Here is a 23,141-nt window from a genome sequence, read left to right on the forward strand (position 1 = left end):
TTATTTCCTGTTGGGGTTTGGTATGGAATATCCAACGTAAGTTCCATCAGATTTTACTGGGGTGGCGCCTAATATATCCTCTGTGTCGATTTTGTTATGGATAGCGAATTCTAGTTCTTTAGGGTATGGCGCCTGCTTGCCCAGTTCTGTATTTATATCATGCCCCTCAATACTCTTAAGCGTGTACAAATAGCCTTTTTTATCTCCGTAGCTGGTAGCAAAAGTGATCCCGACTGCTCGTGATGGCGATGTGCTTATAAAGTTGCTGGGAGGGTCACTACTGTCAATTGCGTGTAGATACAAATCTTCGCTATCACCTTTGCTTTTAAAGCCATTTTTGAATACCTCGTTTGGAGGGGTTTTGTCTCCGCGAAAAAGATACTCTTCGTCATTATGATAAATCGGAAGGTTGGGTTCTGATTTCTTACTTGATGCTGGAGTTGAAGGATCTTCAACCCCTAAGGATGGCTCGCATCCTACCGTACCTGGGCATCTGTTCAGTCCCAGCGGATCTACCCACCCCGTAGGGTTAGGCACATACCGGTACCCATTGACCCCACCCGTCAACTTCACTGGGTCTGGTGTGAGGTAGCGACCAATATCCGGATTGTAGTAGCGATGGCGGTTGTAGTGCAGTCCGCTTTCCTGATCGAAGTACTGCCCCTGAAAACGCAGTGGATTGTCGATCTTGCCTACGTCGAGTCGGGCGATCTGGCCGTAGGCGCGGTAGTGGGCGGACCAGACGATTTCGCCTGCGGTGTCGGTGAGTTCTTGTGGGGTGCCGAGGTGGTCGAGTTGGTAGTGGTAGGGCGTTGTGGCTTGTGGGCCGAAGCCTTCCAGCAGTGCCAGTGGGCGGAAGCTGTTCGGTTCGTAGATGTAGCTGCGGTGACACTCTGCATGGTGCTCGGCAATCAGCTTGTCGCCTTGCCAGAAAAACTCGGTGGTCTTGCCCTCCACGGTCTTGCTGATGCGCCGCCCAAACGGGTCATAGCGATAACTGGCGGTTTCGCCGTTGGGCTTCGTCACGCTGATCAGCCGATGCTGGCAGTCGTAGCGGTACTCAGTGACGAGCAGATGGCCTTTGCGGCGTCGTTCGCGGATCAGGTTGCCGAAGGCGTCGTAGTCGTAGTGGCGGTCACCCTGGATCACCAGGCGGTTGGCGGCGACGATGTCCGGGCCGGGGCGGTCTTGCATGAGCAGGTTGCCGGCCGGGTTGTGGGCGAAGCGTTCCTGCACGTCTTGGGAATGGTCGGCGCGGGTCAGGCGGGCGAGGGGGTCGTAGTGGTAGCGGTGTTCGCCTTTGCGGGTGTCGAGCAGGCGGGTGAGGTTGCCGCTTTTGTCGTAGTCGTATTGGCGCTGGTAAAGGTAGTTTTCCTGCTGTGTGACGGCGTGGGCGTGCAGGCGATTCTGGTCGTCGTAGTGGTAGTGGCTGAGCAGTTGGCCTTGTTGGCGCTGGTGTTCGCGACCGTTTTTGAACAGGTGCGAGGTGAGCACTTCGCCGTTGAGTTCGACGGTGGCGAGGTGGCCGCCTTTGTCGTGGTTGAAGGTGAGGCGGTTATTGTCCGGCAGGCGCAGATTTTTCAGCTGGCCGCAGGCGTCGTAGCCATAGCGCAAGGTGCCCCAGCCTTGGTGCTCGGCGGTGAGGCGGTTTTGGCGGTCGTACTCGTAGGCCAGGGCCCAGTGGCCGTCTTCGACGCTGAGGAGGTTGCCTTGGCGGTCGTAGGTGTAATCGACCACGCTGTTATCGGGCAGGGTTTTTCTTACAAGACGCCCGGCGTGGTCGCGCTCGTAGCGGGTAATGAGCTGACTGCCGTCGTCGCCGTATTCGGTCTTTTCCTGCAGGTTGCCGTTGAGGTCGTAGGCGTAGGCGGTGCGTTGGCCGTCGAAGCCGGTTTCCTGTTGGAGCAGGCCGTTGGGGTGGTAGGCGAGCTGGTAGGTTTCGCCGACTTCGTTTTCGATCTCGGTGAGCAACAGCCGGGCGTTGTCGTAGCGGTATTGGACCTGGGTGCCGTCGGCGTTGAGGCGGCGGCTGATCAGGTGTAGGCCGTCTTCGTATTCGTAGCGGGTGACGTGGCCGAGTTCATCGCGCTCGGCGATGATTTTTCCATAGGGGTTGTAGCTGAATTCGCGAGTGGCGCCGCCTGGCAAGACGAGACGAATCAAGCGACCGACGCTGTCCCACTGATACTGGGTTAGTGCGCCGTGTTCATCCTCACGGACAATCTGCCGCCCTAGATCGTCATAGCGATAACGCTTGATCCCGCCATTGGGCAGTTGTTCTTCGAGCAACTGCCCACGCTCGTTCCACACCAGCCGATGACAACTGTGATCGGGGTACCAAACCCCCGTCAGTTGCCCACGTTTGTTGTAGCTGTAGTCCGTGACCTGTCCATCGGGATCGGTCCTACGCGTAACATCGCCCTGGCTATTACGCTCATATTTCCAGACCGCCTCGCCACGCCTGACAACCCGTACGAAACCGTTGTCATGCTCGTAGGACGTCGGCTCGTCATCCCCCGGAAACAACGCCACCAAGCGTCCGGCTTCGTCGTACTGATAGGCTGTCACCGCACCCAGCGGGTCTTGCTCGACGGTCAGTCGGCCCTTGTCATCGTAGGATTTGAAGTGCTGGGCACCGTCCGGATCGATGCGCTGCACCAGGCGTGCACGCTGATCGTGGACATACACTTCCTGGCTACCATCGGCGTTGTGCACGGTGACACGGCCGTCATCCCCCCAGGTATAGCGCGTGTCCATCTGCGAAAAACTCGCCCAATGCCGGACACAGCGTGCCGCCTTGCCGGAGCCTTCCCACGCCCAAAAGAAACTCGCCCCACCGGCCAACTGCCGCTCAAGAATGACGTGCTGCTCGTCGTAGCGATAACGCTCGCTTTCCCCGACGGCATTGGTCGCGCAAACCAGTCGTCCATCTTCGTCATAGGCGTAGGAAACGACGTTCTGCTCGGTCTCCCAGACGTAGGGTTCACGACCTTTGGCACGATGAACCTGGTAGTCCACCGCGACGATACGGTCCAGCTCATAGCGCAACAAAAGCGAACGGCCACAACCGTTATCCAACCGCTCAATCCGCCCGGAGCGATCACGCACAATGCGCAGGCGGTTGTCATATGCATCACTGATCGAAACCAGCACCCCGTCGCGAAAGTGATAAAACCGCGACGCCTGGGCCAGCACCAGTTCATCAGGCGCCGAGCCCAGGTAGATCGCCGCTTCGGCCAGGCTATTGGTGATCGCGGGTCGAGAATCGGTGGGCAACGGAAACTGCGTACGGCGATTCTCATGGTCCGTCCACACCACCGAATCGTCAGAAACAACCAGCCTGTGCGCCAGCGCATGACTCCAGCCAAACCCCAACCCACACTCCACTTCCACCGCACTGGTGCGATACAAGCGCGTCCACTCAAACGGTAAAACCCCGTCCAGGGCACCATCGGTGAGGGTCAGCAATTCCTCCCCAGTGACCATCGACACCGGGCAGCCATTGGTAACGGTCTTGTCCGCTGGCGCCGTCGCATCCCCCTTCGGATTCGAAGCCATGGCCGGCGCATCATCGACATGCTCCTGCCGCACCAGCACCGTCTGCCGTGCCTTGCTGCGCACCGCCGGCACCGGGTTCGAAACCAGTTGATCCCTAGCCTTCAACGGTACAGCCGGCACCACCTTGACCGGCGTCGCCGCACTGCTCAGCAACACAGGCTTGGCCGCCTCCACATGCGGCCCCAACCCCGGCCCCACAAGCTGCTTGGCGAGCATCTCCAACAACACCCGCGCCCGCCCGGACCTGATAGGGCTGAGCACCTGAGCCCCCAACCGTGCCGCCACGCCCATCGCCCCCAGGACGCGAATCAGCAGCAACCCGATCAGCACCTCACCGGTGATTTCGCCCCACAGCTCACTCATGTCCGGCGGCGGCAACATGCGCATCCAACTGACCATCGCCGCCACATAGATAAACAACAGTGGCTCGTCACTGAGCACCAGCAGGCCCTGGGCAATAGTGTCCTTACCCAGCGTCAGCAGCTCATCCAGTTGCGCTTGAGAGAGGTATTGCAGCAGCTTCTGGCTGTTGGGCTTGAGGTCGGCCAGCAAGTCGTACAGCTGGGTGACGTTGTCCCACAGGCTGTAAAGGGCCTTGCCCATACCGCTGAGAAATGCGGTTTCCAGCAACCGACGCCGGTCAAGCGGTGTCGCGTTGGTGTAGCCTTTCCATTGCGCCTGGAACCTGCTGTCCCACGCTTCACGCAAGCCCACTTCCAGCCCGTCGATCACTGACTGATAAGACGCATACAGCGCCTTGACGTGATCGGGGGAAACGTTGGGGTAAAAACTGACCCGATATTGCTGGTTGCGATCACACTCGGTGATCTCGAGAATGCCGCTCGGGCCGATGGTCTTGTGGATGGGGTCGCCCAGTGCGCCGCCGTCTGGGTCAATGCGTTGCAACATCACCGGCGTGTTGCCGATAGGGATGAACCGGGTGCTCTGGAACATATGCACCAGGGTCAACGTACCGCTGGCCGGGCATGTGGCGACGGTGCTGCTGGGAAACAGGGACCGGTTGATCGGTGCAACGAGCGCCACCTCATCCCCGACCTTGAACACCTGCTCCACATCCAGCGCCGAGAAGCTCCAGAAACTCTCGGCCCAAGCGTCAAACGTATTCAGGCAATCGCGAAAGTCTTGCAGAACCCCTTCAGCATCGGGCGTCTGCACATCCATCGGGGTCAGGGCCAGCCTGCCGATGGCCGGGCTCAAGCAACAGCCCCGGCAATCGGGGCTCTAACGAAAAAAGCCATCTGCAATCCCTCGCACTGTTCAATCAGGCGAGGGACTTTGCAGCGGTTCCCGGGGCAGGGGAGTAGAGCTTATCCGGCAGTTATGTGGGATGTTTCAGCTACGGCCAGGCACCGGGTTCTGCATACCGACGAACCCCGGTTAGACTTATCTGTCGATATCTGCACTGTCCGGCCCGTCGTTCATCAAGGAAGCCCCATGTATTCAAGCCGTCTGCTTCTCTGCCTCATGCCTTTGCTGGTGCTCGCCGGTTGTTCCACCTCACGCGGTCCCCAGCAACCCGAGCGCAGTGAAGCCGAGGTGAAGGCGCAGATCGTGCGTCTGCTGCCGGCCAAGGTGGCGGACCGCAACGGTTGGGCCCAGGACATCTACACCGCCTTCGACACCCAAAAGATCTACCCCAGCACTGAAAACATCTGCGCCGTACTGGCGGTAACCGAGCAGGAGTCCACCTTTCAGGTCGACCCACCAGTGCCCGGCATGGGCAAGATCGCCCAGGATGAAATCCTGCGCCGTGCCGGCAAGGTGCATGTGCCCGCATTCGTGGTACGCAGCGCATTGCAATTGCGTTCGCCCACCGGCAAGACCTACGCCGACCGCTTGAATGCCGCTCGCACCGAGAAGGACCTGAGCGCGATCTTCGATGACTTCATCAGCATGGTGCCCCTGGGCAACACGCTGTTTGGCGGCTTCAACCCGGTGCACACCGCAGGCCCGATGCAGGTCAGTATCGACTTCGCACAAAAACAGGCACGGGGTTATCCCTACACGGTGGACGGCACGATTCGCCGCGAAGTCTTCACCCGTCGTGGCGGCATGTACTTCGGTATCGCCCATCTGCTCGGCTACCCGGTGAGCTACGATCAGCCGCTGTACCGCTTTGCCGATTTCAATGCCGGTTGGTACGCCAGCCGCAACGCGGCGTTCCAGGCGGCCGTCAGCCGCGTCACCGGCAAAGAGCTGGCACTGGACGGGGATCTGATCCGCTATGGCTCCTTGCTGCCCGGCACCACCGAGCTGGCGGTGCGCTCACTGGGGGCAAAACTGGACATGCGCAACCCGAGCATCCGCAGCCAGCTGGAGCAGGGCGAACAGTTGGATTTCGAAGATACCACCCTTTACAAGCGCGTCTTTGCCCTGGCCGATCAGGCCACCGGTAAGCCGCTGCCACGGGCGATCCTGCCGGGCATTGTGCTCAAGAGCCCGAAGATCACCCGTAACCTGACCACAGCATGGTTCGCCAAGCGCGTGGATGAGCGCTATCAGCGCTGCATGAAACGCTGACGCAGCAACCCGCCACGCATGGCGGGGAATTTGCGCGGTTGATGGTAATGGCGGCTGCGTAACGCTTGGCGTACATCTTGGGGCTCGTTCCAGGGAAGAGCCGCCATGACCACCCACACCGTTCCTCAAGGTTTTGTTCCATTACCTCGCAGCAGCCCACTGCTGGACCTGCTCGGCCCGGCGTATTGCCGGGGCGAAGGCTTGCAGCTGGAAATCGGCCTGCGCGCCGATAATCGTCACGCCAATGGGCGCGGTACGGTGCACGGTGGGGTGCTGGCAACCCTGGCGGATATCGGCATGGGTTACGCCATGGCGTTTTCCAGTGAGCCGCCGTTACCGTTGATTACCGCCAGCATGACCGTGGACTACCTGGGCGCTGTGCAGGTAGGGGAGTGGATGGTGGTGCGCTTGGACAGCCACAAGCGTGGGCGGCAGATGGCGTTTGCCACGCTGAGTTTGCAAGTCCAGGAGCGCATCGTACTGCGGGCGAGTGCGGTGTTTGCGGTGCCACAAGCCGGAAGGCAATGAGATCAATGTGGGGGCATGCTCCCACAATTTGATCGATGGTGTGCTTGAGTCAGGCGCCAGGTAGTGCCAGCTCCACCTGCAACGGGGCGAGGCCAGCAGCCTCGGGCCACTGAAAGCCAAAGGTTGAAATGCAATCAAACTGTGGGAGGGGGCTTGCTCCCGATGAGGGTGTGTCAGTTACAAATTTATCAACTGACACGCCCTCATCGGGAGCAAGCCCCCTCCCACATTTGGATCGGGTTTTTCTGCAAGAATGGGTCAAAGAAAAGGCCCGGCTTTTCGTGGAACCGGGCCCTTCCATGTTGCTCTTTGAATCAGCTGCGTTCGAGGGCCAGGGCCACGCCTTGCCCGCCACCGATGCACAGGGTTGCAAGACCTTTCTTGGCATCTCGCTTGATCATTTCATGCAGCAGGGTCACCAGCACGCGGCAACCTGAGGCACCAATCGGGTGGCCGATGGCGATGGCACCGCCGTTGACGTTGACCTTGTCGGCGTCCCATTCCAGCTCTTTGCCCACTGCCAGGGATTGCGCAGCGAAAGCTTCGTTGGCTTCGATCAGGTCCAGGTCAGCCAACTGCCAGCCGGCCTTGTCCAGGCAGCGGCGGGTGGCCGACACCGGGCCGATGCCCATGATGGCCGGGTCAACGCCCGCATTGGCGTAGCTGGCGATCCGCGCCAGTACCGGCAGGCCAAGGGCCCGGGCTTTGTCGGCGCTCATCAGCAGCACTGCGGCGGCGCCATCGTTCAAGCTGGAGGCGTTGCCGGCGGTGACGCTGCCGTCTTTCTTGAATGCAGGCTTGAGCTTGGCCAGGGACTCGGCGGTGGTGCCGGCGCGGGGTTGTTCGTCCACTGCGAACGCCACCGGGTCGCCTTTGCGCTGGGGAATCAGGATCGGTGTGATCTCATCGGCGAAGCGCCCGGCTTCGATGGCGGCGGTGGCTTTTTGCTGAGAGGCGGCAGCGAAGGCGTCCTGGGCCTCACGGCTGATGCCGTACTTGTCCACCAGGTTCTCGGCGGTGATGCCCATGTGGTAATCGTTGAACGCATCCCACAGGCCGTCGGTGATCATGCTGTCGATCATCTTCGCGTGGCCCATGCGCAAGCCGGTGCGCGCGGCGGGCAGCACGTACGGGGCCAGGCTCATGTTTTCCATGCCGCCGGCAATGATCACCTCGGCGTCGCCGCAACGAATGGCCTGGGCGCCCAGGTGCAGGGCCTTGAGGCCCGAGCCGCAGACCTTGTTCAGGGTCAGGCTCGGCACGGCATGGGGCAGGCCGGCGAGGATCGAAGCCTGGCGCGCCGGGTTCTGGCCTGAGCCTGCGGTGAGTACCTGGCCGAGGATCACTTCATCGACTTCGGCCGGGTCCAGGCCGGTCTGTTCCAGCAGGCGGCGGATCACCGCGGCGCCCAGTTCCGGGGCCGGGACGTTCGCCAGCGAACCTTGGAAGCTGCCCACGGCGGTGCGGGTGGCAGCAACAATCACGACGTCTTGCATGGAATCTGTCCTCACTGGAAGTGCATTTCTGGAACGTGGTCCGGGACGATCAGTTTACCGGCGGTCTTGCTCATAATCTCTTCAACGCTGACGCCAGGTGCGCGTTCCTTGAGGACAAAAGCGCCATTTTCGATTTCCAGGTACGCAAGGTCCGTCAGTACACGCTTGATGCAGTTCGCGCCGGTCAGCGGCAGGCTGCATTGGCTGAGCAATTTGGACTCACCGTCTTTGGATGCGTGGGTCATGATCACGATGATATTTTCCGCGCCGGCCACCAGGTCCATGGCGCCGCCCATGCCCTTGACCAGCTTGCCGGGGATCATCCACGAGGCGATGTTGCCTTGTACGTCCACTTCAAATGCGCCGAGCACGGTGAGGTCGACATGCCCGCCGCGAATCATCGCGAAGGACTCGGCGGAAGAGAAGATCGAAGCGCCGATGCGCGCCGTGACGGTTTGCTTGCCGGCGTTGATCATGTCGGCATCGATGGTGTCTTCGGTAGGAAACGGGCCCATGCCGAGCAGGCCGTTTTCCGATTGCAGCATCACTTCCATGCCGTCGGGGATGTAGTTGGCCACCAGGGTCGGAATGCCGATGCCCAGGTTTACGTAGTAGCCGTCCTGCATTTCGCGGGCGACGCGTTGAGCCATTTGTTCGCGGGTAAGCGCCATGGTGATTTCCTCTTATTGTTCTGGACGGATTATTTGCGGACGGTGCGCTGTTCGATGCGCTTTTCGAAGGTGCCGCAGATGATCCGGTCGACGTAGATGCCAGGGGTGTGGATCTGCGCCGGGTCCAGCTCGCCCGGTTCGACGATTTCCTCGACTTCGACCACGGTGATCTTGCCGGCGGTGGCGGCCAGCGGGTTGAAGTTCTGGGCGGTGTGGCGGTAGATGACGTTGCCGAAGTGGTCGGCCTTCCAGCCTTTGACGATGGCGAAATCACCGGTGATGGACTCTTCCATCAAATAGGGGCGGCCATTGAATTCGCGGGTTTCCTTGCCTTCAGCGACTGGGGTGCCGACGCCGGTGGCGGTGAAGAAGGCCGGGATGCCGGCACCGCCTGCGCGCATTTTTTCGGCCAGGGTGCCTTGGGGGGTGAGGACTACCTCAATCTCGCCGCTAAGCAGTTGCTTCTCGAACAGGGCGTTTTCGCCCACATAGGAGGCGATCACTTTGCTGATCTGTTTTTCTTCCAGCAGCACACCCAGGCCGAAGCCGTCGACGCCGCAGTTGTTGGAAACCACTGTCAGATCACGGGTGCCTTTGCGCTTGATTTCGGCGATGAGGTTTTCCGGAATGCCACACAGGCCAAAACCGCCGGAGAGCACGGTCATGCCGTCTTCCAGGCCTGCCAGCGCTTCTTCATAGGACGCCACGCGTTTATCGAAACCTGCCATATGCACCTCTTTTATTGTTTGTGGTCCAGCCAGTGAACCGAGTGTTGCGCTGATGGATTGATTTGTTAAGTTGTTTTTTAAGGTTGATTGATTTAGAAAACAGCATAGTCGATCCTTCGTCCGGAGCAGCTCCATGACCGTTAAACAGATGCGTGCCTTTCTCGCCGTGGCCCAGAGCCTGAGCTTTGCCGCGGCCTGCGAGCGCCTGCACCTTTCTCAATCGGCGCTGAGCCTGACGATCAAGGGCTTGGAAGAGGGCTTGGGTGGCCGCTTGTTCAGCCGTAATACGCGCAATGTCGCGCTGACCCCTGAAGGTGAATCGCTGTTGCCGCTGGCGCGTCGCTTGATTGCCGATTGGGACAATGCCGAGGACGAACTGCGCCAGCGATTCACGCTGCAACGAGGGCGGGTAACGGTAGCGGCGATGCCATCGTTCGCCGGCAACCTGTTGCCGCCGATCCTGAAGATATTCCGCGCCCGTTACCCCCAGGTGAATGTGACGGTGCATGACCTGATCAATGAACAAGTGCTGGAGATGGTGCGCGATCGCCAAGTCGAGCTGGGCGTGGCATTCGAGCCGTCCGAAGGTTCATCGTTGGCCTTCACGCCGCTATATCTGGACCGCTTTATTGCCGTGGTGCCGGGAGATTCACCCTTGGCGCAATGCGCTGAAGTCGACTGGAAAACCCTGTTGGAGCATCCGTTCATTACCTTGCAGCGGCCATCTACAGTGCGGGTGATGCTGGAGGAAAACCTAGGTGCCTTGCAGATGAAGTTGCCCGTGGCGCTGGAAAGTCATCAACTGGCGACGGTGGGCAAGATGGTTGCCAGTGGCTTGGGGGTCAGCGCCGTGCCGGCGTTATGTGCACGGCAAATGGAGGAAGCGGGGGCGCATTGCATTACCTTGAGCGGCCCGGTGATCGAGCGGCCGATTGGCGTTTTGACCAAGCCCGGGCATGAACTATCGGCGGCGGCCCAAGTATTGTTTGATATCTTTTGCGATGAAGCGGGAAAGGGCAGGTTTCCAACTTTTTGAACAGGTCACAAAAAAGCATGGGAGCTGGCAAGCCAACTCCCATGCTTGATCGAGTGATGCTTATTAGTAGTAGCGGTCGATCACTTTAACCTGCGAGTTATCCTTGAAAGATGCCCAGGCATTGTTAAGTGTATCGAACACCTGCTCGATAAAATTGCGGTCGGCCGCGGCTTTCTTGCCGACATAACCCTGGCCTCGGCGGTACATCTTCAGGCGCGCCGCCAGCTCACGGTTATTGCGGTCGAACTCGGCCTCTTTGGTGTTGGGAGCCAGGCAGTCAATTTGCACTTCGCCCGATTTGCCAATCCACAGGATATGGTCGTCGAGTGTGTCTTTCTGCGCTGCGAACATCTCAGCCAATTCATCGATAGTTGGTTGGTTGTTCAGATTCATGTGTAAGCCCCTTGACCAGTTGGCGATCTATCAGTTGATTCGTTAAAACGCTTTAGTTGTCTCCGGTTCCGAAAACCGGGCGTCAGCGACGGTCTGCCGAATACGGGCAGGGTCTTGAACCTGATGCATGTAGTCTTGCTGATGAACTGCTACGCAATGCTTTCATAACGAAGACAAGCAGCGGTCAGGCTCCTTGTACCGGTCCCTTTCGGGGCTGGTCAGCTTCATCAATCTGCCTTGTGGGCAGTGCACATCCGGAAAAACAGCTCGGCGGTCAGACGAGCCTGTTCAAAACGCGGGTTACCAACGCTCCCGATCCGGGAGACGTCTAGATCATGCAAGGACAAAAAGCTTACGTCAACGATTATGTAGTGATTATTTTTACTCACTACATAAATCGTTGTAGGGGCGGGAGAATGCGGGAAAACGTGACTTGGGCGTCATTTTTGGAGTTGCTGGTCGAGCGTTTAACTCCCTGTAGGAGCGAGCTTGCTCGCGAAAATCGTCAACGATGACTCGGAACACCTGACACCCACGCGGTGCGCTCAGGTTTTTCGCGAGCAAGCTCGCTCCTACATTCGTTCGACAAGCAACGGCAGTAGCTGCTCGCAGGAGGCCTGGATTTTAACCTGCAGCAGTTCGTCCCCTCGGGTCTTGCCCAGGTTGATCGCAATCACCGGCTTGCCCTGTTCGACCATCGCCTTGCACAAGCGGAACGCCGAATAGGCCATCAGCGACGAGCCCACCACCAGCAGGCCCTCAGCGTGGTCTATCGCGGTCATCGCCTTGAGCGCCGTCGCCGGTGCGACATTCTCGCCAAAGAACACCACGTCAGGTTTGAGACGTTCGCCATTGCAATGGGGGCAGCGGGGCATCTGGAAGCGCTGTTCGAACGCGGTGTCGAGCAAGCTGTCGCCATCCGGCGCTTGCACGGCATGCACCTGCGCCATGTGCGGGTTATCGACCTCCATCTGCCGCTGGATCCCATCGCGTGCGCTGCGCAGTTGGCAATCCAGGCACAGCACCCGATGCAGGCTGCCATGCAGCTCAATCACATCGTGGCTGCCGGCCTGGTCATGCAGGGTGTCGACGTTTTGGGTGATCAGCCCACTGATCTGCTCGCGCTGTTGCAGCGTCGCCAGCGCCCGGTGGGCCTTGTTCGGCTGGGCAATGCGCACCTTCGGCCAACCCAGCATCGCCCGTGCCCAGTAACGGCGTCGTGCCTCTGGGGTGGCGAGGAATTCCTGGTACATCATCGGGGCCTTGCCCCGGCGCACACCTTCACTGTCGCGGTAATCAGGGATGCCCGACGAGGTGCTGATCCCTGCACCGGTCAGCACCACAAAGCGTCGTCCGGCCATGGCCCGGTGCAGGGTATCGAGGTGGTCTTCCTGATGTTCCAGGGTGTCGAGCATGGGTTCCCCTATTCGCCGCGGATGTACTGCTCCAACTGCTGGATCAAGGCGGCTTGTTCGGCAATGGCTTCCTTGACCAGGTCGCCGATGGACAGCAGGCCAAGCAGTTTGCCGTCTTCGACCACCGGCAGGTGACGCAGGTGACTGTCGGTCATGATGTTCATGCATTCCTCGACACTTTTATGGGTGTCGACGGTGATTACCGGCGAACTCATGACATCGGTGACCCGGGTAGTCACCGACGACAGGCCCTTGAGTATGAGTTTGCGTGCGTAGTCCCGTTCACTGATGATCCCCACCACCACGCCTTCCTTGACCACCGGCAAGGCACCAACGTTTTTTTCCGCCATCCGGACCAAGGCTTCAAAGACGGTGTGATCCCATTTGATCGTGTGGACGTCCTGGTTTTTTTGGTCCTTGGCTTTCAGCAATTGTGCGACGGTCTTCATGGCGGCCACTCCGGTGTTGTTGTAGGTAGTCCAGATCCCCTACAGAATCCTAGACGGCCCACGGCAGGGCAAGACCCAAAGCGGCGTTAAACCCGTCGAAAAACGTCATTTGCCGGATTTTTTCCGGTTTTACCCCACCGTTGTCGGTTTTTTCGCCCGCTTGGGGCTGGCTGCCGTCTTGCGTGGGGCGCTCTTGCGTTTCTTCTTCCAGGGTGTGGCGCCTCGGCCTGCGGGGCTGGCGGGGCCGGTGATGGTCATGCGCATGCCGTTGCAGCGCGCTACCTGCTTGCTCATCCACGCCGCTTGCTTGGCGACGAATTCCTCAAGGCTCATTTCGCCGCTTTGCACCATGTCCAGCGCCTGCTCCCAGATGGCGGTGGTACCAGGGTCGGCGATGGCGCGGGGCACTGCGTCGATCAGGCTGAACGCCGCCGGGGTGGCTGACAGGGCCTTGCCGTTCTTCACCAGGTAGCCACGGTCGAGCAGGCCCTGGATGATCCCGGCGCGGGTGGCTTCGGTACCGATGCCGGTGGTGTCCTTGAGCTTTTGCTTGAGCAGTGGGTCTTCCACCAGCTTGGCGACGTTTTTCATCGCCTTGATCAGGTCACCTTCGGTAAAGGGCTTGGGTGGTTGGGTCCACAGGTCCTTGAGATTGACCTTGGCCACGCCGCAGTCCTGGCCCTGCACCAGCGTCGGCAAGGCCTGTGGCGCGGGTGTTTCTCGGCCTTTGGCGGGGGCCAGGGCTTCGGGCAATGCGCGTTTCCAGCCTGGCTCGACAATGACTTTGCCTACCGCGCGCAATGCCTGGCCCGCACAGTCGAAGTCTGCCTGGGTGCGGTCATATTCATGGTTGGGCAGGAACTGCGCCAGGTAGCGCGCACGTATCAGGGTATAGACCGCACGGTGCTTGCCGGTCAGTTGGCTCACATCCTTACCCGCCCCGGTGGGGATGATGCCGTGGTGGGCGCTGACCTTGGCGTCGTTCCAGGCCCGCGAGCGGCGCTGGGGATCGATGTGCGGCATCAGCTCATTGACTGCCGCATCCGCACGGCCCAGGGCCGCGAGAATCTTCGCTGCTTCACTGTGCTGGCTCAACGGCAGGTAGCCGCAATCGCTGCGCGGGTAGGTGATGACCTTATGGGTTTCGTAGAGGGATTGGGCGATATCCAGGGTTTCCTGGGCACCCAGGCCGAGCTTCTTCGAGCAGATTTCCTGCAGGGTGCCAAGGTCGAAGGGCAGGGGCGCCACTTCGCGCATGCGTTCAGTACGAAGCTTCTCCAATCGCGCAGTGGCGGCGTTAAGCATGGCGTCGGCGGCGTCCCGCGCCAGTTGCGGGTTGAGGCAACGGCCCTGGTCGTCGCAGACATCGTCATGGGCGCGCCACTGGGCGGTGAAGGTCATGCGCTCGTGGCGCAGGTCGACATCGATAGCCCAATACGCCACCGGTACGAAATCGGCGATGCTGCGGTCGCGGTCCACCACCAGGCGCAGGGTCGGGGTTTGCACCCGGCCTACCGGCAATACGCCCTGATAACCGGATTGGCGCCCCAGCAGGGTAAACAGGCGGCTCATGTTCATGCCGATCAGCCAGTCGGCGCGGGAGCGGCCCAGGGCCGAGTGATACAGGCTGAAGGTTTCGGTTCCGGGCTTGAGCGCAGCCAAAGCCTTGCGAATGGAGGCGTCGTCCAGTGCCGACAGCCACAAGCGCTGGATTGGCCCGCGATAGCGACAATGCTCCACCAGTTCCCGGGCGATCATCTCGCCCTCACGATCGGCATCGGTGGCGATCACCAGCTCCTGGGCTTCCCCCAGCAAACGCTTGACGGCCTTGTATTGGCTGGCGGTCTTGGGCTTGACCAGCATCTTCCATTTTTCCGGCACGATCGGCAGGTCGGCCAGCACCCAGCGCTTGTACTTGGCGTCGTAGGCGTCCGGCGGGGCGGTTTCCAGCAGGTGGCCGATACACCAGGTGACGGTGACCCCATTGCCCAGCCAGCAACCGTCGCCGCGGCGACTGGCGCCGAGCACGGCCGCGATATCCTTGGCCTGGGAGGGTTTTTCACAGAGGTACAGCCGCATGGTCATCCCATCAGATTGGATTGATGCCTTGCAGGATGCTCAGTCAGAGGGATTTGAGCAACCATTATCTGTATGGATGTACAGCAATATGTGTGAGCAACAACAACCGAATGTGGGAGGGGGCTTGCTCCCGATTGCGGTGTGTCAGCCATGAAGATATTGACTGAACCACTGCTATCGGGAGCAAGCTCGCTCCCACATTTGCATCTCCAGTGTTCAAACGAACTCAGTTATTGTCGATATCCACATGCCGGGTTTCTTTAAGGCAGAACAACCCAACGACCAGGCTCACCCCTGTCACCACCACCGGGTACCACAGGCCATAGAAGATATCGCCGGTGTACACCACCAGGGCAAACGACACCGTCGGCAGGAACCCGCCAAACCAGCCGTTGCCGATATGGTAGGGCAGGGACATCGAGGTGTAGCGGATGCGTGTTGGAAACAGCTCCACCATCAACGCCGCCAATGGCCCGTAACACATGGCTGCGATCAGGATAAGCACCACGATCAGCACCACCACCATGACCTTGTTGACCTGGGCCACGTCCGCCGACGTCGGGTAGCCGGCCAGGGCCACGGCGCCGCGCAGGGCGGCCTCATCAAAGCCGTCGATACGCACATCGCCCACGCTCACCTGCACCGGGCTGCCCGCTGGAGCGGCGGCGCTGCTATAGGGCAGGCCCTGTTTGACCAGGAAGGTCTTGACCTTGTCGCACGGGCTGTCAAAACGCGCCTTGCCCACCGGGTCGAACTGGAAGGTGCAGGTGGCCGGGTCGGCCAATACGGTAATCGGGGCTTGACGGCTGGCCTGGTCCATCGCCGGGTTGGTGTAGTGCGCCAGGCCCTTGAAGATCGGGAAGTACAGCGCGGTCGCCAGCAGCAGGCCAAGCATCAGCACCGGTTTGCGTCCGACTTTGTCTGACAGCCAGCCAAACAGGATAAAGAATGGCGCGCCAATCACCACGCTGATGATCAACAGCATATTGGCCAGGGCCGGGTCCATCTTCAGGAACTGGGTGAGAAAGAACAGCACGTAGAACTGTGCGGCGTAAAAGGTCACGGCCTGCCCGCCGTTAATGCTGAACAGCGCGATCAGCACCACCTTGAGGTTTTCCCATTTACCGAATGACTCGCGGATCGGCGCCTTGCTGGCCTTGCCTTCTTCTTTCATTTTCAAGAAGGCCGGCGACTCGTGAAGGCTCATGCGGATCCAGGTCGAGATGCCCAGCAGCACGATGGAAAACAGGAACGGAATGCGCCAGCCCCACACTTCAAACTGATCGCCCGTGAAGTAACGACAGGCCAGCACTACCAGCAACGACAGCAACAGGCCGAGGGTGGCGGTGGATTGGATCCAGCTGGTATGCAGCCCGCGCTTGCCCGGCGGCGCGTGCTCGGCCACGTAGGTGGCCGCGCCACCGTATTCGCCGCCCAGAGCCAGGCCCTGCAGCATGCGCAGCACGATCAGGATGATCGGCGCGGCGATACCGATGCTGGCGTAGGTGGGCAACAGCCCGACGCAGAAGGTCGCCACGCCCATCAGGATGATGGTGACGAGGAAGGTGTACTTGCGCCCGATCATGTCGCCCAGGCGGCCGAACACCAACGCACCGAACGGCCGCACCACAAAACCGGCGGCAAAGGCCATCAAGGCGAAGATAAACGCCGTGGTGTCGTTGACGCCTGCAAAGAACTGCTTGCTGATCACCGCCGCCAGGGCGCCATAGAGGAAAAAGTCATACCACTCGAACACAGTCCCCAGGGACGAGGCGAAGATGACCTTTCTTGATTCGTTGGCGGTGCTTGCACTGGCCGCCGAGCCCAGGGGTTGAGCATGTTCTGACATCGGGTGTCCCTCACAGTGATTATTTATTGTTGTTCCACTGTCGGCGCCAGCCTCAGCGCCGCTATTTCTCAATTTCCATGTAGGAGCGAGCTTGCTCGCGAAAATCGTCAAGTGTTACGCGGGGTGCCCTGTAGTGCGCGGTGCAGATGGGTTTTTCGCGAGCAAGCTCGCTCCTACAGTAGTCGGTGAAAGGATCAGCTGCGCGGCCTTCTCCGCGATCATCAGCGTGGGTGAGCAGGTATTGCCGGAGGTGATGCGCGGCATGATCGAGGCATCGGCAACGCGCAGGCCGGGAATGCCATGCACGCGCAGTTGGCTATCGACCACGGCGTCCTGGTCATTGCCCATGCGGCAGGTGCCAACCGGATGGAAGATGGTAGTACCGATACGTGCGGCGGCTTCGTGCAGTTGTTCTTCGGTTTGCAGCGCATCGCCGGGCAGGTATTCCACTGGTTTGAACTGGCTGAGGGCCGGCGCGGCGACGATGCGTCGGGTCAAGCGGATAGCATCGGCGGCTACGCGCAGGTCCTCGGGATGGCTGAGGTAATTGGGTTGTATCAGCGGCGCATCCGCCGGATTGGCCGAGCGAATATCCACGCGGCCGCGGCTTTGCGGGCGCAAGTCGCAGACCGATGCGGTAAACGCCGGGAAGCCGTGCAACGGCTCGCCAAAGCGCTCCAGGGATAGCGGCTGCACATGGTATTCAAGGTTGGCCGAGGTCTGCTCCGGACCGGAGCGAGCAAACGCGCCAAGTTGGCTCGGCGCCATCGACAACGGGCCGCTGCGGTCATACAAGTAGCGCAGGCCCATGCCCATTTTGCCCCACAGCGTGCCGGCAATCTGGTTGAGGGTGCGGGCGTTTTCGAGCTTGTAGATCAGCCGCAGCTGCAGGTGATCCTGCAGGTTGCCGCCAACCCCAGGCAGTTCATGCAACACCTCAATGCCCAGCGGTTTAAGCACCCTGGCGGGGCCGATCCCTGAACGTTGCAGAATGCCCGGCGAGCCGACGGCGCCGGCGCACAGTACGATTTCCTTGCGTGCTTTCCAGCTTAGCTGCTGGCCGTGTTGACGGCCCAGCACCTGCGACGCGCGGCCGTTTTCCAGCAGCACCCGGTCAACCTCCACGTCAGTCAGCACGGTCAGGTTGGGCCGCTGGCGGACCGGCTTGAGAAACGCCTTGGCCGCATTCCAGCGCACACCGGCCTTTTGATTGACCTGGAAGTAGCCGCAACCTTCGTTATCACCCTGGTTGAAGTCATTGATATTGGCGATGCCGCTTTGGGCTGCCGCTTCACGAAACGCATCGAGGATCGGCCACGACAGGCGTTGTTGTTCGACCCGCCACTCGCCGCCATCGCTGTGGAACTCAGAACCGCCGGCAAAGTGGTTTTCGCTGTGCTTGAACAACGGCAGTACGTCTTTCCAGGCCCAACCCGGATTGCCTTCTGCCGCCCAGCAGTCGTAGTCCTGGGCCTGGCCGCGCATGTAGATCATGCCGTTGATCGACGAGCAGCCGCCCAGCACCTTGCCCCTTGGGTAACTCAAGGCGCGCCCTTGCAGGCCGGCCTGGGCTTCGGTCTTGAAGCACCAGTCGGTACGCGGGTTACCAATGCAGAACAGGTAACCGACGGGAATGTGGATCCAGGGGTAATTGTCGCGGCCACCGGCTTCCAGCAGCAGGACGCGGTGGGCGGGGTTGGCGGACAGACGATTGGCCAGCAGGCAACCGGCGGGGCCGGCGCCGACCACGATGTAATCGTATTCAGCAGTTGCAATGGGCATCTGGGGTCTCGCTTGTTTTTCTTATTGCCCCCATCCTAGTTGTTAGTTTTCGTCTTAAAAATGTTAGTTTTTACCCAGCTGCTGTGCGTTTTTAAACAGCGGCGGCCGGTTCAGGTAAGGGAGGCGACATGTTCGACTGGAATGACCTGCGGTTTTTTCTTGAGTTGCAGCGCAGTGGCCGCCTGCTCACCGCCGCGCAACGCTTGAAGACCACGCATGCCACCGTGGCCCGGCATATCGAGGCTATCGAGAAAAGCCTCGGCACTGCGCTGTTCGTGCAGCATGCCCAGGGCTATGAGCTGACGCCCTCGGGCGAAGCGCTGCTCAAGCATGCCGAAGCCATGGAAAACGTAGCGTTGCTGGCCGAGGACGAACTCACCCACTCCGCTGCGCCCCTGGGCAAGATCCGCCTGGGTGTGGCCGAAGGCTTGGGCGTGATGTTCCTGGCCGGTCGTATGGAGGGATTGTTCGAACGCTACCCGGGCTTGGAAGTGGAGCTGGTCGCGGTGCCGCGCTTTGTCAGCATCCTCAACCGCGAAGCCGAGATCAGCATCCATCTGGAACGCCCCAGCGTCGATCAACTGGTGACGCGCAAACTCACTGACTACCGCCTCGCGCTATATGCCAGCCGCGCTTACCTTGCGCGCAACCCGCCGATCGAAAAGCGCGAAGACCTCGCCGCCCATGCCTGGATTGATTACGTGGACGACCTGTTGTTCAGCCAGGAGCTGAAATTCCTCAGCAGCTTCTGCCGTAACCCCAAGGTGGTGTTCCACAGCACCAGCGTGATTGCCCAGCACCAGGCGGCGCGTTCGGGGTTGGGCATCGCCGTGCTGCCGTGCTTCATGGCGGTTGGCGACGCGGACTTGGTGCCGTTGCTGCCGGGGGAGAGCATCCAGCGCAGTTACTGGATCAGCTCGCGCCGGGAGCTGCACAAGTCGGTGCGGTTGCGGGTGTTGTGGGATTATGTGGTGGAGTTGTGTGCCCGGGAGCAGGGATTGCTGCTCGGCGAATCCGGCTAACGGAACGGGGAACAAAATGTGGGAGGGGCGGTGCGACGATTCGACTTGCTCCCGATGGCGGTCTGACAGCCAACCTGGATGTTGGATCAGACCGAGTACATATCCGTTGCTGCGGTAACGGCCACTTAGGGTTACGCCCTTACGGCGTGTCACTTTTGTAAAGGCACAAAAGTAACCAAAAGGCCTTCGCCCCAACACTCGGCACCTCGCTTAGGCTCGGTGTGCCCGAACGCAGGCTTGAATCCGTGGGCCGCCGCCACGCGCCATCCATGGCGCGGGGCGGCTAACCCGGCGTCCTGCCGGGTTACCCACGGATTCAAGCCTGCGTTCGGCCAGCGTGTTTGACGGGGCGCCTGAGATCAAGATCAAAAGCCAGAGCAACAGCAACAGCGCAAGAGCAAGCAGTTGTGTAGATACCTATGGCCATCGGGGGCAAGCCCCCTCCCACATTTGATCTGAGTTTGACTTTAGAGCTTCACTACTTGATGCACCTGCTCGGCACAGGCCCGAGCCTCTTCAATCATCTTGCCGAACCCATCACTGGCCACTTCCTCATGGGTCAGCCAGCGCTTTTTCTGGCTCAGGCGATAGTGATAGCGCAGCGAACCTTCCTCCAGCTTCCCATCCAGGTCGAGGTCGTACCATGGCGAGCGGACTTTGCAGCCGGGGACGGCTTTTTCCATCTTCCCGCCTGCCAGGGTATAGGTGTAGTCATAGGTTTCAGGGTTGCCCAGGTAGAGGTCGGCCTGTTGTCCGTGACGGCGATAGTTGATGTAGCCCTCCCAGCGGTCTTTCAACGACGGGTCGGTGTAGACGTAGTCATTGCCCAGTTTATCCAGGGCGCGCTGGTCGTTCATGCGGGCGTTGACGCTGTAACCGTCATGCACCACAAACCCGGTGGGTTCGCGGGTGATCTGGCAGTCGCTGATGTCATTGCCGAAGTTGGCGCAGATGTTCTGGTCGGTGGCGGTGGTGCCTTGCTGGCGGTCGGCGACGCTCAATTGCATCAGCCACAGGCGGCTGAAGGTGACGGTGGCCTTGACGGCGCCATCGCCCTCCTTACCGAACTGCACATGTTTGTCCAGGCGCACCGCGACCTCGGGGCGCTCCAGTGGGATGTGTTCTTCGCGCACCTGGCCCTGGGCATCGTTGACCAGTACCCAGCGGTCCTGGATATCCGGCATGGTCTGGCCGGGGGCGAAGACCGGGTTGGTCGGGTCGAGCCACCACACCTGGCCGTCCACGTCGGCACGCACGATGGCGTGGTTTGGCGCCTGGGGGCCTGGGATCAGCAAGGCGGCTGCCACATCGCCACGGCTCACCCACGCGGTTTCGGCCTTGATACCACTGGCCTTGAGCATGGCGGTCAGCAGGATTGCCAGGTCTTTGCAGTCGCCGTAACCGTGCTGCTCGATTTCCGCCAGGCTAAATGGCACGTAGCCACGCTCGGTGGCGCGCCAGTCACCCAGGTAGCGGTAGTGATCATTGATGTGCTGCATCAGCGCAGCCACTTGTTCGGCCGGCGCCAGGCTGCGTGCGGCGGACACGGCGGCGGCGGCTTGCGCCGGCAGGCTGGCCCCGAGGATCTGGTTGTAGCGCTGTGCAAAACCACCGAAGTAGGCTTGGCGTTCCACGGCGCTGCCCACTTCCAGGCGTGGGATTCGCAGCAGTGCGGCGGCGGAAGATTCATTGATGTAGTTGACGTAGATCGGAGCTTTAAGCACCACATCCAGGGTCTTGCCGTTGCTCGAAGGAGTGACCTTGAAACCGTCGAACATTTCACTGCGCCACTGGATCGGCCGTTCGGCGGTGAAGCGCGCCTTGAAGCGATCGCGGCGAGCCGCGCCGGGGCCGAACTTGAGCACATAGTGGAACTGGGTCACCAGCGGCTTGGCCGGGTAGTGCTGGCGTATGGTGTAGCGGATCTGCGTGCCCACCCGCAGGTTGGGGAAGGCCAGCGAGGTTTGCTTGTCACGGCTGAAGCCCTGGTCCGGGTTGGGGGCGGTGCGGGTGTCGATTTGCGTGTCGGCCAGGGCCACCGGCTTGGCGCCGGGCTGGGTGGACTGCGCGCTGATCACTTTAAAGGTGTCACCTTCGGAGTAATCGAAGTCGATACGCGAAAGCATTTCGCGGCCGCTGGGCTTGAGGATGGTGTAATGCTCGGTGGTGGTGCAGTCGGTGCTGGCGTCGCGGTTGAAGTGGCAGTGCAGCTCGGTGTCGCTGGCCAGCGGAGCTTCGGCCATGGGCTGCAGTGCAGCACAAACAGAATGGCTGACCAGCCCCAGGCTGATCGCAATCAAAGGGCGGTGAAACGAAAAACGGTACATGGGCGCCTCGGGTGACACATTGAAACAACTACCCTGCGGGTAGCGAGAAGGCGCCGGATGATAATGGGTCTCAAAGACGAAAGCCAGGATTGTTCGACAATTTATCCGGCTGAAAGGCCCGTGCTAGAGCCTTTTGTTTGATTCAGGTCAAGGTTTTAACAGTTCAAATTCCGCGCTGGCGAGGCGCTCGCCGTTGATCAGCACATGCACCCGGTGCGTGCCGGGATAGTGCTTGCGCGTGGTCAATTCGCGGATGTGCTGCTCGCGGTTGATACGCTGCCGTGCGCCTGCGCCCAGGGTAAAGGCTTTGAGCTTGAATACTTTGGACGCGCTATGGCCGGCGCTCTTTATGTAATCGATGGCGTAGTCCACCACCAGTTTTTGCGCTTGGGGAGCGGTGGATGTCAGGTTGAACGACAGGTTGATGCGCTCGCCCAGGCGAATCGCCGCCGGGGTGACGCTCAACTGGTCAATGGTCACCTCGGCCTTGGCCCCGGCGCCCATGATCGTCAGTGCGCGGGTGTTGCCTTGCTTGATCAGGCTGCGTAACGCATGGCGGGCGATCCAGGCGCTGTGCGGGTTATCCAGGTGCCAGCCTTCGATCAGGCTGAGCACCCACTCCGGGTGGTCCTTGGTGATGTCGTTGAGATGGTTGGCCACCGACTTGCGTACATAGAGGCTGCTGTCGGCCTTGAGGTTATCCAGGATCGACGCGCACAGCTCGGGACTGGCTTGCACGTTGGCCAGGCGAAATGACCAGGGCAGGCGAGGGCGTGAGCCTTCGCTGGCCAGGCGGCGTACGTGTTCGTTGGCATCCAGCGACCATTGTTGCATCACCGCCAAGGTAGGCTCGAAGTCGTGCAGCAAGAAATGACGAATGGCGAACTCGGCCGAGCCAAAGGTGGTGAAAAATTTCAACGCGGCCATGGAGCGCTTGAAATCACCCAGGCCATAGCTCGCCACGTAATGCGGCAAAAACAGACTGACAAAGCCGCTGTTGATGCGCGGCGCCAAGGCGTAAAGGTGCTTGAGGGTTTGCGCGTAATCCAGCGGGATGACCGCGTGCAGGCTCTCGCTGACCCGCGCCATGCGTTGCATCACCGACAGCTCGGCCAGCCCGGCTGTGGCGTGCGTGAGAAAGCCCCTGGCATCGAATGCCGGGTACACCGCGCTCATCTCGGTGGCGATGTGTTGCAGGCGTTCGACGTTGAAGAGTTCCTTGAGGGCCGGGGCGCTTTGGTCGGTCATCGGTGCTTCCATGGGGTTG

Annotated in this window: 16 protein-coding genes; 4 read left to right on the forward strand and 12 right to left on the reverse strand. The window is 60.5% G+C overall.

Going from position 1 to position 23,141, the window contains the following annotated elements; translation table 11 throughout:
- Positions 1 to 4,740: an RHS repeat-associated core domain-containing protein gene (locus KVH01_RS16330; protein ID WP_217882268.1), complete on the reverse strand. Its 4,740-nt coding sequence runs from the start codon at positions 4,738 to 4,740 to the stop codon at positions 1 to 3.
- Positions 4,741 to 5,013: 273 nt separating this feature from the next.
- On the opposite strand from KVH01_RS16330, the gene KVH01_RS16335 reads away from it, so the two are divergent.
- Positions 5,014 to 6,099 (forward strand): DUF1615 domain-containing protein, encoded by a 1,086-nt coding sequence (locus KVH01_RS16335; protein WP_217882089.1) that lies wholly within the window; start codon positions 5,014 to 5,016, stop codon positions 6,097 to 6,099.
- 105 nt (positions 6,100 to 6,204) lie between these two features.
- Positions 6,205 to 6,627 carry a PaaI family thioesterase gene (locus tag KVH01_RS16340; RefSeq protein ID WP_217882090.1) on the forward strand — a complete coding sequence of 141 codons (423 nt, stop codon included), beginning with the start codon at positions 6,205 to 6,207 and terminating at the stop codon, positions 6,625 to 6,627.
- A gap of 314 nt (positions 6,628 to 6,941) precedes the next feature.
- On the opposite strand, the gene KVH01_RS16345 is transcribed toward KVH01_RS16340, so the two are convergent.
- Genes KVH01_RS16345 through KVH01_RS16355 form a run of 3 tightly spaced genes read right to left on the reverse strand, consistent with a single transcriptional unit; the run spans position 6,942 to position 9,522 of the window.
- Positions 6,942 to 8,123, reverse strand: a complete 1,182-nt coding sequence (locus tag KVH01_RS16345; RefSeq protein WP_217882091.1) for an acetyl-CoA C-acetyltransferase — start codon at positions 8,121 to 8,123, stop codon at positions 6,942 to 6,944.
- An 11-nt stretch (positions 8,124 to 8,134) separates the two neighbouring features.
- The gene (locus KVH01_RS16350) at positions 8,135 to 8,794 is read right to left on the reverse strand and encodes a CoA transferase subunit B (protein WP_217882092.1); all 660 of its coding nucleotides are present in this window, start codon (positions 8,792 to 8,794) and stop codon (positions 8,135 to 8,137) included.
- Between the two features lie 29 nt (positions 8,795 to 8,823).
- Positions 8,824 to 9,522 carry a CoA transferase subunit A gene (locus KVH01_RS16355; protein ID WP_010211319.1) on the reverse strand — a complete coding sequence of 233 codons (699 nt, stop codon included), beginning with the start codon at positions 9,520 to 9,522 and terminating at the stop codon, positions 8,824 to 8,826.
- 133 nt (positions 9,523 to 9,655) lie between these two features.
- On the opposite strand from KVH01_RS16355, the gene KVH01_RS16360 reads away from it, so the two are divergent.
- Positions 9,656 to 10,558 carry a LysR family transcriptional regulator gene (locus KVH01_RS16360; RefSeq protein ID WP_217882093.1) on the forward strand — a complete coding sequence of 301 codons (903 nt, stop codon included), beginning with the start codon at positions 9,656 to 9,658 and terminating at the stop codon, positions 10,556 to 10,558.
- Positions 10,559 to 10,621: 63 nt separating this feature from the next.
- Here the strand turns inward: KVH01_RS16360 and KVH01_RS16365 are convergent, their stop codons facing one another.
- The 6 genes from KVH01_RS16365 to KVH01_RS16390 form a co-directional block, all read right to left on the reverse strand.
- Positions 10,622 to 10,951 (reverse strand): hypothetical protein, encoded by a 330-nt coding sequence (locus tag KVH01_RS16365; protein WP_046071979.1) that lies wholly within the window; start codon positions 10,949 to 10,951, stop codon positions 10,622 to 10,624.
- A 572-nt stretch (positions 10,952 to 11,523) separates the two neighbouring features.
- Positions 11,524 to 12,366 carry an NAD-dependent protein deacetylase gene (locus KVH01_RS16370; RefSeq protein WP_217882094.1) on the reverse strand — a complete coding sequence of 281 codons (843 nt, stop codon included), beginning with the start codon at positions 12,364 to 12,366 and terminating at the stop codon, positions 11,524 to 11,526.
- An 8-nt stretch (positions 12,367 to 12,374) separates the two neighbouring features.
- Complete coding sequence (locus tag KVH01_RS16375; RefSeq protein ID WP_043050205.1) at positions 12,375 to 12,815, reverse strand: CBS domain-containing protein; 441 nt, start codon at positions 12,813 to 12,815, stop codon at positions 12,375 to 12,377.
- A gap of 129 nt (positions 12,816 to 12,944) precedes the next feature.
- Complete coding sequence (locus KVH01_RS16380; protein WP_217882095.1) at positions 12,945 to 14,894, reverse strand: DNA topoisomerase III; 1,950 nt, start codon at positions 14,892 to 14,894, stop codon at positions 12,945 to 12,947.
- A gap of 226 nt (positions 14,895 to 15,120) precedes the next feature.
- Positions 15,121 to 16,743: an MFS transporter gene (locus KVH01_RS16385; RefSeq protein WP_043050206.1), complete on the reverse strand. Its 1,623-nt coding sequence runs from the start codon at positions 16,741 to 16,743 to the stop codon at positions 15,121 to 15,123.
- Between the two features lie 114 nt (positions 16,744 to 16,857).
- Positions 16,858 to 18,525: a GMC family oxidoreductase gene (locus tag KVH01_RS16390; RefSeq protein ID WP_217882096.1), complete on the reverse strand. Its 1,668-nt coding sequence runs from the start codon at positions 18,523 to 18,525 to the stop codon at positions 16,858 to 16,860.
- 128 nt (positions 18,526 to 18,653) lie between these two features.
- Here KVH01_RS16390 and KVH01_RS16395 point away from each other — a divergent pair, with 128 nt between their 5' ends.
- On the forward strand, positions 18,654 to 19,547 hold the full coding sequence (locus tag KVH01_RS16395) for a LysR family transcriptional regulator (RefSeq protein ID WP_217882097.1): 894 nt from the start codon (positions 18,654 to 18,656) through the stop codon (positions 19,545 to 19,547).
- Positions 19,548 to 20,014: 467 nt separating this feature from the next.
- Here KVH01_RS16395 and KVH01_RS16400 read toward each other — a convergent pair whose 3' ends face one another.
- Together KVH01_RS16400 and KVH01_RS16405 are read right to left on the reverse strand one after the other, a co-directional pair.
- Positions 20,015 to 21,874 (reverse strand): DUF3857 domain-containing transglutaminase family protein, encoded by a 1,860-nt coding sequence (locus KVH01_RS16400; protein ID WP_217882098.1) that lies wholly within the window; start codon positions 21,872 to 21,874, stop codon positions 20,015 to 20,017.
- Between the two features lie 147 nt (positions 21,875 to 22,021).
- Positions 22,022 to 23,122: a DNA alkylation repair protein gene (locus KVH01_RS16405; RefSeq protein WP_217882099.1), complete on the reverse strand. Its 1,101-nt coding sequence runs from the start codon at positions 23,120 to 23,122 to the stop codon at positions 22,022 to 22,024.
- Positions 23,123 to 23,141: the final 19 nt, after the last annotated feature.

The organism is Pseudomonas khavaziana (assembly GCF_019145205.1).
In the GTDB taxonomy this organism is placed as follows: domain Bacteria; phylum Pseudomonadota; class Gammaproteobacteria; order Pseudomonadales; family Pseudomonadaceae; genus Aquipseudomonas; species Aquipseudomonas khavaziana.